The sequence below is a fragment of the Oceanobacillus indicireducens genome (genome assembly GCF_014647195.1).
GTDB lineage: Bacteria > Bacillota > Bacilli > Bacillales > Amphibacillaceae > Oceanobacillus > Oceanobacillus indicireducens.
Genome location: NZ_BMOS01000002.1, coordinates 40,437 through 53,375, shown reverse-complemented (window position 1 = coordinate 53,375; position 12,939 = coordinate 40,437). Strand labels below are relative to the sequence as shown.

Sequence of the window (12,939 nt, the reverse complement as noted above, 5' to 3'; positions counted from 1 at the left end):
GGATTACGATGAAATTTTTTATTGATACAGCGAATATAGAAGAAATCAAAGCGGCAAATGCCCTAGGGGTACTGGCTGGTGTAACAACCAACCCATCCCTTGTAGCGAAGGAAGGCGTATCTTTCCATGACAGGCTTCGTGAAATTACAACAGAAGTAACATCTGGCTCTGTCAGTGCAGAAGTAATCGCTGAAGACGCAGAAGGCATGATTGAAGAAGGTAAGGAGTTGGCGGCAATTGCACCGAACATTACGGTTAAAGTGCCAATGACTCTAGAAGGTTTAAAAGCTGTAAAAGCATTCAGCGACCTAAATATTAAAACTAACGTTACCCTGATCTTCAATGCGAATCAGGCGCTACTTGCAGCTCGGGCAGGTGCAACGTACGTATCACCGTTTTTAGGACGTCTTGACGATATCGGTCATAACGGAATGGAATTAATTGCGACAATTGCGGAAATCTTTGACCGTCATGAAGTCAAAACAGAAATCATCGCAGCATCCATCCGCCACCCGCTGCACGTAACAGAAGCAGCTTTAAACGGAGCACATATTTCAACGATCCCTTACAACGTTCTTGAGCAGCTTGTGAAACACCCACTCACAGACCAAGGTATCGAACGCTTCCTAGCCGACTGGAACAACGCAAACAAATAGTATAAAATCGAAGAACACAGGAAAGATAAAAAGAATGGGAATCTGTTCATTCGGAGTGACTTGAGGCCGAGACAACAAGTACCGGCCTCAAGAACAGATTTCAAATAGCCTCATTTAGGAGCGAATCAAGATATGCAGAAAATATTAATTGAAGGTGGACATCCGCTTAATGGAAAAATAAGAGTAAGTGGTGCAAAAAACAGTGCAGTGGCCTTACTTCCAGCATCGATTTTAGCCGATTCGGAAGTAACGATCGAAGGCTTGCCAAACATATCCGACGTACACACTTTAAGTGACCTCTTAGAAGAAATCGGTGGAACAACATCACGAAACGGGAACGACATTACAATCAACCCCGAAAACATGGTAGCTATGCCACTTCCAAACGGGAAAGTGAAAAAACTCCGTGCCTCTTATTATTTCATGGGAGCAATGCTCGGCAAGTTTAAAAAGGCCGTCATCGGCTTACCTGGTGGATGTTATCTTGGACCAAGACCGATTGATCAGCATATTAAAGGTTTTGAAGCACTGGGGGCAACCGTCACGAATGAACAGGGAGCCATTTACCTTCGTGCCGAAGAATTGCGCGGTGCAAGGATTTATCTGGACGTCGTCAGTGTCGGTGCAACGATTAATATTATGCTTGCAGCGGTAAGGGCAAAAGGGAAAACCGTAATTGAAAACGCGGCAAAAGAACCGGAAATCATTGATGTAGCAACCCTCTTGAGTAATATGGGAGCAAAAATTAAAGGAGTAGGAACCGATGTAATCCGAATTGAAGGGGTTCCGAGCCTAAAGGGGTGCACACATACGATTATCCCTGACCGGATTGAAGCTGGTACATACGTGATTGCAGCAGCAGCTCAAGGGGAGGAAGTCGTAATTGACAATGTCATCCCTCAGCATATCGAATCCCTTATCGCCAAGCTTCGGGAAATGGGTGTCACCATTGAAGAGAGCGATGAGCAACTTCTTATTAAACCGGGTAAAAAATTGCATAGTGTCGATATCAAAACGTTAGTATATCCTGGATTTCCAACCGACCTCCAGCAACCGTTTACATCATTGTTGACAAAAGCTAAAGATACCGGGGTCATTACAGACACAATTTATTCCGCCCGCTTAAAGCATATTGATGAATTAAGGCGTATGAATGCTGAAATCAAGGTAGAAGGCGGTTCAGTCATCGTCTCCGGGCCAGTTAAGTTGGAAGGGGCGAAGGTGAAAGCATCTGATTTAAGAGCAGGCGCTTCCCTCATTGTTGCCGGTCTTATGGCCAATGGAATCACAGAGATAACTGGTATAGATCATATCGATAGAGGCTATGAGCAGATCACAGAGAAACTTTCCGCTCTTGGTGCCAGTATTTGGCGTGAAGAAATGACAGAAGAAGAAATTATCCAATTGCAGAATTCGTAACTTTTGATGCCTGTTCTGTAGGTTCATACAATAAAATTTCCTTTTGGGATGAGGATATTTTATTGAAGAGGGTTCAAAAAGAGGATGGAAAGGACCAGGGTTGGTTAAATACGCCGTAACACCGATACTAGTACATTCTGAACGTCTAATTTCGAGGTGCGAGGAATCCGGCACCGAAATGTACGTCGGATTGGTACATGAGAAGCGGAAAATAAAACCAACGAGTTTCTCGCGTGTGTGGAGAGTTCTACGTTGTCTACAGACGTGGACGGGTTTTAGCAGAACGTCCTTTTTCACGAAATGTCCTTTTCACCGGACTTTTTGAACAACTTCTTGAAGGGGAGAGGACAACAGATGGAAAGAAGTTTATCAATGGAGTTAGTTCGAGTAACGGAAGCAGCAGCTTTATCATCCGCCCGCTGGATGGGGAGAGGCGAGAAGAACGATGCAGATGATGCCGCGACCTCAGCGATGCGGGATGTATTTGATACAATTCCGATGGAAGGGGTAGTCGTAATCGGAGAAGGGGAAATGGACGAGGCGCCAATGCTTTATATTGGTGAAGAACTTGGTACTGGAGAAGGTCCTAAGGTGGATGTCGCAGTTGATCCGCTGGAAGGTACATCCCTTGTCGCCCACGGATCCTGGAACGCCCTATCAGTTGTTGCAATTGCGGATAAAGATACGTTGCTCCACGCTCCGGATATGTATATGGATAAAATTGCAGTTGGTCCGGCGGCAGTTGGAAAAGTAGATATTAACGCACCCGTCATCGATAACCTCCGCAGTGTAGCCGAGGCAAAAAATAAAAAAATTGAAGACGTGCTTGTCACCGTACTCGATCGCCCGCGTCATGCCCAACTGATTCAAGAAATCCGTGAAGCAGGTGCCCGGATTAAAGTGATTGCAGATGGTGACGTAGCAGGCGCGATCAATACTGCTTTTGATTGGACAGGTGTTGATATTTTACTCGGCAGCGGTGGTGCACCTGAGGGTGTGCTCGCAGCTGCAGCATTAAAATGTCTTGGCGGGGAAATCCAAGGAAAACTACTGCCGAAAAATGATGAAGAACTTGCTCGTTGTAAAGCAATGGGAATAGAAGATATCAATAAAGTATTTAAAATGGAAGACTTCTGTAAAGGAGACGACGCCATCTTCGCAGCAACCGGCGTAACCGACGGAGAATTGCTGAAAGGTGTACAGTTCAAAGGGTCCAAAGCAACAACTGAAAGTGTCGTCATGCGCGCTAAAAGCGGCACCGTCCGCTTTATCCAAGGCGAACATAGTCTAATCAAAAAACCAAACTTAGTAATGAATGAAGCCGAATAGACTAAGAATAAGGAAGAGGTTGAGACTTTAAGTGGATGTCGCAACCTCTTTCCTCCTGATTTCCTCCAATAAGAAAATTTTCAGCAAAATATTACGTTAAATGGACGAGAAGATGTTGAATAATCCAGAGTAAACGTGTAATATAAGATATGTTTAGAACACGTGTTATTTGGTTATTCTATCAATAAAAGAATGAAAGCTAGCCAATCGCACACTTCCAATCTTACTTCCAATTTCTCTTCATTTCTTCCAGGAACACCATTCAACCATAGAAATGGACATAAAGTGAAACGCATTCACTAGGGGTATCCTTATCCTCTCAATGAATGTTAGTTAAACAGAATCAGGGATTTACGGACTTTTTATCCCCCAGCCTTCACATATTGGGTTTTCCCTCATGTTTAGAGGTAGGGGGTATTACAGACCGTTAATACGTGATAGCAAACCAAAGACAAAAGAATAGGCGTGATATATTTATGGCGGAATTAACAATTTCCCAATTGGAAACATTAACACTAAAAGAATTATATGCATTAGCAAAAGAGTACAAAATTTCCTACTATGCGAAATTAACGAAAAAGGAACTTATCTTTGCTATTTTAAAGAGCCAAGCAGAGAAAGACGGCTTCCTGTTCATGGATGGAGTTCTCGAAATCATCCCGTCGGAAGGATTCGGTTTCCTGCGCCCCATCAACTATTCACCGAGCGCAGAAGATATCTATATCTCAGCTTCCCAAATTCGTAGATTCGATCTCCGTAATGGAGATAAAATTTCTGGAAAAGTGCGACCACCTAAAGAAAATGAACGTTACTACGGCCTGCTCCATGTAGATGCTGTAAACAGTGAAGACCCGGACTCTTCAAAAGACCGAGTTCATTTCCCAGCACTGACCGCCCTTTATCCGGACCGGTTTATGAAACTGGAATCAGAATCTGATAAATTATCAACAAGAATCATAGATTTGATGACACCGGTTGGGTACGGCCAACGTGGGTTAATCGTTGCCCCACCAAAAGCTGGAAAAACAATGCTTATCAAAGAAATCGCAAACAGCATTTCCAAGAACCATCCTGAAGCAAAATTGATTATCCTTTTAGTGGACGAGCGTCCAGAAGAAGTTACCGATATTGAACGATCTGTCGCACCAGATGTCGATGTCGTAAGTTCAACATTCGATGAAGTACCGGAAAGTCATATCCGCGTCTCTGAGCTTGTTTTAGAGCGTGCGATGCGTCTTGTTGAGCATAAGCGCGATGTAATTGTGTTGATGGATAGTATTACACGACTAGCTCGGGCTTATAACCTTGTTATTCCGCCAAGTGGACGGACGTTATCCGGAGGGATCGACCCAGCAGCATTCCACCGTCCGAAACGCTTTTTTGGAGCGGCGCGTAATATTGAAGAAGGTGGCAGTTTCACTATTTTAGCAACCGCTTTAGTTGATACTGGCTCTCGTATGGATGACGTTATTTATGAAGAATTTAAAGGAACAGGGAATATGGAGCTTCATCTTGATCGTAATCTCGCGAACCGCCGTATTTTCCCAGCGATCGATATTCTGCGTTCCGGTACACGGAAAGAAGAATTACTCGTCGACAAAGATCACTTGGATAAAATGTGGACACTTCGCAGAACAATGCAAGATTCCAATGACTTCCTGGAACGTTTCCTGAAAAAACTCAAGAGCACAAAATCAAACGAAGAATTTCTATTTGAGATGGAAGAAGAAATGAAACGCAAAGGCATCAAGCGCACAGACAAATAAATCATGCTTTAGGTATTACTTTTTGGTATAAAAAATGATTGCAAACTTAAACTGATGCTGGTATAATTCTTTTATGTGAGTTTTGATAAGTTTTTTATCACTTATGACGGCTCTTACAATAACTCTGTCTCCGCAGGATTCAGGGCAAAAAGGAGTGGAATGAAATGAAAAAGGATATTCATCCAGAATACCGTAAAGTAGTTTTTCTTGATACAAGCTCAGATTTCAAATTCTTAAGCGGCTCTACAAAAGAGTCTAACGAAACGATTGAATGGGAAGACGGCAACACGTACCCACTAATCAAAGTTGAAATCAGCTCAGACTCCCACCCGTTCTACACAGGCAAACAAAAAGCCGATCGCGTAGGCGGACGAGTAGACCGATTCAAGAAGAAATATAATATGAAATAAAAAGGTGAGGCGACTGCTCAGAAGCTGAACGCTAGCAAGGGACCGAAAAGCGGGTGCACTTCCCGCTATTCGTGTCCCTTGTTTATGACGGCAGCTTCAAGGAGCCGAAGCTGAATAAAAGGGTGAAAGGGCTCGCCCAGCGACGAAAAGCATAAGCCGGAAGCTGTAGAGCGTCCGCTTTTGACGCTCGGAAGGTTACGGCTTATGTCTCGAGTCGCTAGCCCTTGAACCTAGATTGAATAACTAAAAAAGACAGGCAAAATGTCGAAAGCCAATTTGCCTGTCTTTTGTTTGTTTACATATCATCCTGTTACACTCAAAATTATTTTTAATATTTTTCTCGAACAGGGTTAAAATACACTGCAAATTGGTATACACTTGTATAAGCAATCTGTTAACGAAATAAAGGTGGAAGTGCCCATATAGGCTAAGTACGCGATTCGTTACGCGGGCGCCTGTACTAGCGCGTCCAGTAGTCGCAGCAGTGTACAAATTGAAGCATTCCGAGTTACTGAGCGCTAGAGCCGGACGTGGCTAGTACTAGCAACTAGTTATCCACAGCATTTTTATTTTATTGTTTGCTATGCAACAAGAAAAGAGGTCAACGCACATGTATATGATGAAGCAAAGTGGCTGGATCGAAGTAATTTGCGGCAGCATGTTTTCAGGAAAATCAGAAGAGCTTATTCGCCGGATTCGCCGCGCCAGCTATGCAAATATGCAGATTCGCGTGTTTAAGCCGGTAATCGACAACCGGTATGACGACGAGTCCGTCGTATCTCATAACGGAACGACAATTATGGCTCGCCCGATCAAACATGCAGAAGATATATTCAAGTACGTCGACGAAACGGTTGAAGTTGTCGGCGTCGATGAAGTGCAATTTTTTGATGAATCAATCATTGAGGTTATAGATGAACTCGCCAATCGCGGCATCCTTGTCATTGCTGCCGGACTCGACACCGATTTCCGCGGTGAACCATTCGGGCCGATGCCAAGATTAATGGCGATGAGTGAATACGTGACGAAACTTAATGCAATTTGCCCGATTTGCGGATCACCTGCAACGCGCACGCAACGATTAATCAACGGAAAACCAGCATCCTACGATGATCCGGTCATTCTCGTCGGTGCCTCCGAATCTTATGAACCAAGATGCAGACACCATCACGAAGTACCGAACAAACCTAGTAGAATAGGTTTCGTTAACAAGTTAACAAACAGCACAAAATAGAGCATTTTTAATCGATTGAGTTTAGTAGAGAGGTTTTAAACTTTCAAACGAGTCGGTAGAGCATTACTTCGATTGATTTAGGTGCTCTAACCGCTCGAACCGGCGGGCAACTGACGTCTTCGGCTTATTATGGGCTTTAATCGTTCGAAAAAACGTGCCGCTCACTACTTCGATTGATTACAAGTGCTCTAACCTCTCAAACAAGAATGCCACCCATTTACTCCAGCTTATAATCGCTGGAAAAACGAGATGATTCAACTTCCCGTCGTTTATAAGCAGTATAACTCAATCAACGACTTACCCCCGGTGTTTACCATCCCATGCATTTAAAAAAATTTTGACCAACTGTAGCGGCTATACTATAATTAGAGTGTTAATTCAAAAAGAGGTGTTCGTGATGTTAGATCGCTTACAAGCGTTGGAAGATCGTTATAATAAATTGAATGAATTATTAAGTGACCCGGAAGTGTCGAGTGATCCGAATAAATTACGCGAGTACGGAAAAGAACAATCTGATTTGGAAGATGTCGTTCAAGCATACCGCAAATATAAAGTTGTATCGAGCGAGCTTTCCGATGCGAAAGAAATGCTCGAGGATGAACTCGACGGTGATATGGAAGAAATGGTAAAAATGGAAATCAGTGAACTAGAGGAACAACTCGAGACATTAGAAGAAAATATGAAAGTCCTTCTGTTGCCAAAAGACCCAAACGATGGTAAAAACGTTATTGTGGAAATCCGCGGTGCGGCAGGAGGAGACGAAGCAGCGCTCTTTGCTGGTGATTTATACCGGATGTATTCCCGTTATGCCGAAGAAAAGGGCTGGAAAACAGATGTGATGGAAGCAAACACGACAGGTGTCGGCGGCTATAAAGAGATTATCTTCATGATTAATGGAAAAGATGTATATTCCCGCTTGAAGTACGAAAACGGTGCCCACCGTGTGCAGCGTGTACCAGAAACAGAATCTGGCGGACGTATCCATACATCGACCGCAACCGTTGCAGTACTTCCGGAAGCAGAAGAAGTGGAAATAGATATCCATGAAAAAGATATACGTGTTGATACCTTTGCCTCAAGCGGACCTGGCGGACAAAGTGTAAACACGACGATGTCAGCAGTTCGTTTGACCCATGAACCAACGGGAATTGTTGTCTCCATCCAGGATGAAAAATCACAAATTAAGAATAAAGAAAAAGCAATGAAAGTCCTGCGCGCAAGAATTTATGATAAATACCAGCAGGAAGCTCAGGCAGAATATGATGAAACGCGTAAGTCTGCGGTTGGTACAGGTGACCGTTCCGAACGTATCCGCACATATAATTTCCCGCAAAACCGTGTAACGGATCATCGTATCGGCCTTACGATCCAAAAGCTCGATCAAATTCTTGACGGGAAACTAGATGAATTCATTGAAGCCCTAGTTTTAGAAGAACAGACAGCGAAATTAGAGCAAATTGGTGAATAAAATGACGATAAAACAATATGAAGTCCTGAAACGGGCTTCTCTTTTTTTAGAAGAAAATAATCGTGAACCTCGTTTTGCCGAGTTACTCCTCCAACATCATCTCGGCCTCTCGCGATCAGCGTTTTTCCTAAATATGCGCGAGACGATTCCGGAAGAAGTATATCATGCTTTTCAAACGGATCTGGAAAAGCATGTAAACACGGGTATCCCATTACAGCATCTTACCGGATATGAGGAATTTTACGGGCGGCGTTTTCAGGTGAATGAATCAGTTCTCATTCCCCGTCCGGAAACGGAAGAACTCGTGCAGCATACGATTGCGGCTGTAAACTTTAGGGGAAATCAAAAGGTGAGAATTGTTGATGTAGGTACAGGTAGTGGAATTATTGCGATTACACTGGCCTTGGAACTCCCTGAAGCAGACGTTTTCGCAACCGATATTTCCCAGGCAGCACTCCACGTTGCGCGGGCGAATGCAGCGAGGCTTGGAGCTGAGGTTACTTTTTTTGAAGGTGATTTTTTACAACCACTCACAGAAAGACAACTACCTGTGGATATCCTCGTTTCAAATCCGCCTTATATTGCTGAAGCGGAACGGACAGAACTTCATGACACGGTGAAAAACTTCGATCCCGATCTGGCACTTTTTGCGGCAGACGATGGGCTTGCTGCTTATAAAAAAATCATGAAACATGCAACAAAGCTTATCAACCGAAACGGCTTGATTGCATTTGAAATCGGGCATATGCAAGGAGAAGCTGTAAAACGACTTGTAGAGGAAAGCTTCCCTGACAGCAATGTGGAAATCATTCAAGATATCAACGGAAAAGATCGTATCATTCTCGCAAAAATCGGATAAGTAAATAACTTTTTACTAGAATACTAGTTTAAATTTTCGTTTCTCTGGTCATACTGTGGATAATTCAGTTGAAAAAGGAGTACCGAAAATGAAAAAACTAGTATTCTTTATTTTTATAATAACTTTTATGTGGACAAGTCTTGCGGGATGGACTCCCGATGAACAGGCAGAAAACTTAGATTATCAAGTCATTCCTGACGAAGCGATTCGCCTGCGGATTTTAGCAAATAGTGATGAGGAAAAGGATCAGCAAATCAAGCATGAGGTAAGAGATGAAGTTAATAAAGTAGTAAGCAGATGGGTGGCGGATATTACAGATATTGAGGAAGCACGCGAACTCATTCAGGAGCGTCTGCCTGAAATTGACGAGCTTGTCGGAGAAGTTTTGCAAGAGTCGGATGAAAATAGGGAATACACAGTAGATTACGGCAAGAATATTACGTTTCCAATGAAGTTGTATGGGGACTATCTGTACCCGGCAGGTGAGTATGAAGCGATTTTAATTACACTTGGTGAAGGTGATGGCTCCAACTGGTGGTGTGTGTTATTCCCGCCCCTTTGCTTTCTTGATTTCTCATTCGGAACAACGGTAGAAGCGAAAGATGGCGAGTTAGACCAAGAACTAGAGGAAGAAGAGGAAACCGAGGTTAAATTTTTCCTTTTTGAATGGCTTGGTTGGTCATAGTTTTCTTCGATTTGCATAACATGTCAGAAAGGGAACAATCAAATCTAGTAGAGGTGAATCGAAATGAAAGTAATGCCCGTAAAACACGCGACCTATGAGCAGCTGGATGATTTCTTGACGAGGAATGACCGTATCGATAAACCGTTACTCTTTGATAAGGGATTTGTAGTAGAAATTGGAGGGCGAATTGAAGCGAGTTTTATTCTTGATGAACTGGATTCTGGTGGATATTGGTTGAAGCAGCTCTATATTACCCAGTCACATGCCGCGAAGTTACCTGTCTTGCTGGAAACGATACTGCAGATTGCCCGTAAACAAGAGGCAAAAATTGTATATGTCCACAGTCACCAACCGGTTGTGGATATCTTGCTTGAGTCGCTTGACTTCCAACAGGAAAAAAATAAACAAAATATCCCCGAGAAGTCAGTAACATCAGGGTGTTGGTGGAGTTATCACGTTTCATAAACAGCTATTTTATTTTCCACATTTTCCTGTGAATAACTTGTTGATAATTTACTTATAAATTTCAAAAATGTTTATATGCCCACTTATTTTGAATGAAGTCCTGTGGATAAATTGCCGCAGGATTTTTTGTGGATAAATCAGTGGATTGCACAATATAAAAATATCAACTAAACTGGTAACATAGTAGCGAAGGTTAACGAAAGAGAAACGAGGATTTAATGAATGGAAACGAAACGATGGAACATACAACGAGGAACGACGATAAATAAACAATTCATTAGCGAGGCAGCTGCTCTCCTAAAGGCTGGAGAGACCGTTGCTTTTCCGACTGAGACGGTGTATGGTCTTGGAGCTGATGCAACGAACAAGTCAGCCGTCGCGAAGATATTTGAGGCGAAGGGAAGACCTCAAGATAATCCGCTTATTGCTCATGTCGCAAATGTTGAACAATTGCAACAACTTGTGGATAACCTCCCCGAATATGTGGATGACTTAATTGCTGCTTTTTCTCCAGGTCCATTAACATACGTGCTCGAAAGTAATGGGGCTTGTGCAGAGAATGTAACTGCCGGACTATCCACAATCGGTGTGCGTATCCCTGATCATCCGGTTGCCTTGGAGCTGCTTCAAGCATGTAATTTCCCGGTCGCTGCCCCGAGTGCCAATCTATCGGGTAAGCCAAGTCCGACGACCGCAGACCATGTGGATGAGGACTTAAACGGGAAGATATCGGGGATTGTAGATGGTGGGCCGACTGGGGTCGGTGTGGAGTCTACTGTCATATCCTGTAGGGAACACGATGTTGTGATTCTTCGCCCGGGTGGCATTACGAAAGAACAAATTGAACAAATTGTTCCTGTTGCCGAGCCCGTGAATGAAACTGTGGATAAACCTGCCTCCCCGGGGATGAAATATAAACATTATTCACCGGATGTTCCCCTGTGGCTTGTGGATGGAGATGCGGAGAAAATCCAAAACGTAATTGCTGAGGAAACCGAGAAAGGGAGAAAGGTTGCTCTCCTTGCGCGGGATGCGATTCTCGAGCTTGTCGAAGCGGATTTGAAACTTAGCCTCGGCTCCAGCTTAGAAGATGTTGCAAACAAGCTGTATGATAACTTACGGAAGGTTAAAAGAACGGATGTGGATATAATCATTTCTGAAGTTTTTCCCGAATCGGGAATCGGACAAGCAATCATGAATCGTTTGAAAAAAGCGAAGACGGATTATATCCCTTAGTGAGTTTCACTTTATCACGTATTAACGGTCTGTAGTACCCCCACCTTCTTGACTAGAGGGAAAACCAAAGAGGCAACGTGGGGGGTATACAGTCCGTAAATTCCTGATTCTGTTCAACTAACATTCAGTGGGGAGGTAAAGAATTCCCCACTGAATGAAGTTTCACTTTATGGGTGCAGTTTTCGTCTTTATTAATTTTCCACATATCCCTTCTTGGACATGCATATAGTGTATAAGCATGTCCAAGGGGGGATTTTTGTTGGGCATTTCAACTGGCGAACTTGTCGCACTCATTTTTATGGCCCAGGCTCTTGCGCTGGACGCTTTTTCGGTGTGTCTGGGGCTCGGTATGCAGCAGATCCGATTAAAACGCATTCTGTGGATAAGTTTAATCATTGGGGCATTTCATATTATCATGCCGTTAATAGGAATTCTTATGGGGATAATGGTAGCAGGACCATTTGAAAGTTATGCCCAGCTGATCGGCGGAGCTTTACTTGTTTTCATCGGTTCCCAAATGTTTTTCAATGCTTTTACCGAAGAGAAAAAACTTATCATCCAGCCAGCTGGAATTGGTCTGATTATTCTTAGCTTTACCGTCAGCATGGATAGTTTCACAGTCGGTTTTGGTCTTGGGATTACAGGGGTCCATATTGCACTTGCCCTTATATTATTCGGTGCATCCAGTGCCTTGCTATCTTGTATCTCCTTATTAATCGGGCGCCGCGTCCAAGGATTTCTGGGAAGATACAGTGAACTCCTGGGCGGAAGCATCCTCTTCGGATTCGGCCTATACATCCTGCTCGCTTGAAAGGGACAGGGGGGTCAGAGCATTTGTCCCGCGAAATGGGACAAATGCTCTGACCCCCTTGTCCCGATTTTTCTGTCCGTGGGTGCTAGAGTGTGGTATATTTGTAGGTAGATAGTCAGTGTTATTTTGCTTGGGGGGTAAAAGAGATGAATATTTTATTTGTTTGTACGGGGAATACATGCCGCAGTCCGATGGCGGAAGCGATTTTACGTGATCGATATCCACAGGCCGCGGTCCAATCGGCAGGAGTTTTTGCTGTAGATGGAGTCCCTGCGAGTGGCAATACTTATAAAGCACTGGAGGAGTGTAATATTACGCTGGATCATCGTTCCCAACCAGCCACTGAAGAATTGCTCCAGTGGGCAGAGCTTGTCCTTACAATGACGAGTCAACATAAGCAGCTGCTTATGATGGAATATCCAGATTATGAAGCTAAAATTTACACACTGAAAGAGTACACAGATGAAGAAAGTCACGAGTATGATATTTCCGATCCATACGGTGGTGACTTGCACGTATACCGTTCCATTCGTGCAGAATTAGAAGAGCAAATCGACCGCCTAATTGAAAAAATAGAATCGGCAAAGGGGAAATAATAGTA

The 12,939-nt window shown here is 43.5% G+C and carries 13 protein-coding genes; all 13 read left to right on the top strand.

The features are described from left to right. Positions 1-8: 8 nt before the first annotated feature. Positions 9-656 carry a fructose-6-phosphate aldolase gene (fsa, locus tag IEX94_RS01810; protein ID WP_188855797.1) on the top strand — a complete coding sequence of 216 codons (648 nt, stop codon included), beginning with the start codon at positions 9-11 and terminating at the stop codon, positions 654-656. A 132-nt stretch (positions 657-788) separates the two neighbouring features. Further along, entirely contained in the window at positions 789-2,075 is a 1,287-nt protein-coding gene (murA, locus tag IEX94_RS01805) for a UDP-N-acetylglucosamine 1-carboxyvinyltransferase (RefSeq protein WP_188855796.1), read from the top strand. Between the two features lie 354 nt (positions 2,076-2,429). After that, positions 2,430-3,404, top strand: a complete 975-nt coding sequence (gene glpX, locus IEX94_RS01800) for a class II fructose-bisphosphatase (RefSeq protein ID WP_188855795.1) — start codon at positions 2,430-2,432, stop codon at positions 3,402-3,404. A 476-nt stretch (positions 3,405-3,880) separates the two neighbouring features. Continuing rightward, positions 3,881-5,170, top strand: a complete 1,290-nt coding sequence (gene rho, locus IEX94_RS01795) for a transcription termination factor Rho (RefSeq protein ID WP_188855794.1) — start codon at positions 3,881-3,883, stop codon at positions 5,168-5,170. 164 nt (positions 5,171-5,334) lie between these two features. Next, positions 5,335-5,580: a type B 50S ribosomal protein L31 gene (locus tag IEX94_RS01790; RefSeq protein WP_188855793.1), complete on the top strand. Its 246-nt coding sequence runs from the start codon at positions 5,335-5,337 to the stop codon at positions 5,578-5,580. A gap of 610 nt (positions 5,581-6,190) precedes the next feature. After that, positions 6,191-6,814 (top strand): thymidine kinase, encoded by a 624-nt coding sequence (locus IEX94_RS01785; protein WP_188855792.1) that lies wholly within the window; start codon positions 6,191-6,193, stop codon positions 6,812-6,814. Positions 6,815-7,211: 397 nt separating this feature from the next. Next, positions 7,212-8,282, top strand: coding sequence for a peptide chain release factor 1 (gene prfA, locus IEX94_RS01780; protein ID WP_188855791.1), 1,071 nt, complete (start codon positions 7,212-7,214; stop codon positions 8,280-8,282). A 1-nt stretch (position 8,283) separates the two neighbouring features. Next, positions 8,284-9,141, top strand: a complete 858-nt coding sequence (gene prmC, locus IEX94_RS01775) for a peptide chain release factor N(5)-glutamine methyltransferase (RefSeq protein ID WP_188855916.1) — start codon at positions 8,284-8,286, stop codon at positions 9,139-9,141. A gap of 88 nt (positions 9,142-9,229) precedes the next feature. Next, a complete protein-coding gene (gene spoIIR, locus IEX94_RS01770) occupies positions 9,230-9,826 on the top strand; it encodes a stage II sporulation protein R (RefSeq protein WP_188855790.1) in 597 nt (198 codons plus the stop codon). 63 nt (positions 9,827-9,889) lie between these two features. After that, on the top strand, positions 9,890-10,291 hold the full coding sequence (locus tag IEX94_RS01765; RefSeq protein WP_188855789.1) for a GNAT family N-acetyltransferase: 402 nt from the start codon (positions 9,890-9,892) through the stop codon (positions 10,289-10,291). Between the two features lie 222 nt (positions 10,292-10,513). Continuing rightward, the gene (locus IEX94_RS01760) at positions 10,514-11,527 is read left to right on the top strand and encodes an L-threonylcarbamoyladenylate synthase (RefSeq protein WP_188855788.1); all 1,014 of its coding nucleotides are present in this window, start codon (positions 10,514-10,516) and stop codon (positions 11,525-11,527) included. A gap of 259 nt (positions 11,528-11,786) precedes the next feature. After that, positions 11,787-12,338 (top strand): manganese efflux pump MntP, encoded by a 552-nt coding sequence (locus tag IEX94_RS01755; protein WP_229782525.1) that lies wholly within the window; start codon positions 11,787-11,789, stop codon positions 12,336-12,338. A 146-nt stretch (positions 12,339-12,484) separates the two neighbouring features. Beyond that, positions 12,485-12,934 carry a low molecular weight protein arginine phosphatase gene (locus IEX94_RS01750; RefSeq protein WP_188855786.1) on the top strand — a complete coding sequence of 150 codons (450 nt, stop codon included), beginning with the start codon at positions 12,485-12,487 and terminating at the stop codon, positions 12,932-12,934. The last annotated feature ends 5 nt before the right edge of the window (positions 12,935-12,939 follow it).

Bases quoted from the DNA above. Each gene is read 5' to 3' on its own strand.
- fsa (WP_188855797.1), top strand. From the start codon at position 9: ATGAAATTTTTTATTGATACAGCGAATATAGAAGAAATCAAAGCGGCA.
- murA (WP_188855796.1), top strand. From the start codon at position 789: ATGCAGAAAATATTAATTGAAGGTGGACATCCGCTTAATGGAAAAATA.
- glpX (WP_188855795.1), top strand. From the start codon at position 2,430: ATGGAAAGAAGTTTATCAATGGAGTTAGTTCGAGTAACGGAAGCAGCA.
- rho (WP_188855794.1), top strand. From the start codon at position 3,881: ATGGCGGAATTAACAATTTCCCAATTGGAAACATTAACACTAAAAGAA.
- IEX94_RS01790 (WP_188855793.1), top strand. From the start codon at position 5,335: ATGAAAAAGGATATTCATCCAGAATACCGTAAAGTAGTTTTTCTTGAT.
- IEX94_RS01785 (WP_188855792.1), top strand. From the start codon at position 6,191: ATGTATATGATGAAGCAAAGTGGCTGGATCGAAGTAATTTGCGGCAGC.
- prfA (WP_188855791.1), top strand. From the start codon at position 7,212: ATGTTAGATCGCTTACAAGCGTTGGAAGATCGTTATAATAAATTGAAT.
- prmC (WP_188855916.1), top strand. From the start codon at position 8,284: ATGACGATAAAACAATATGAAGTCCTGAAACGGGCTTCTCTTTTTTTA.
- spoIIR (WP_188855790.1), top strand. From the start codon at position 9,230: ATGAAAAAACTAGTATTCTTTATTTTTATAATAACTTTTATGTGGACA.
- IEX94_RS01765 (WP_188855789.1), top strand. From the start codon at position 9,890: ATGAAAGTAATGCCCGTAAAACACGCGACCTATGAGCAGCTGGATGAT.
- IEX94_RS01760 (WP_188855788.1), top strand. From the start codon at position 10,514: ATGGAAACGAAACGATGGAACATACAACGAGGAACGACGATAAATAAA.
- IEX94_RS01750 (WP_188855786.1), top strand. From the start codon at position 12,485: ATGAATATTTTATTTGTTTGTACGGGGAATACATGCCGCAGTCCGATG.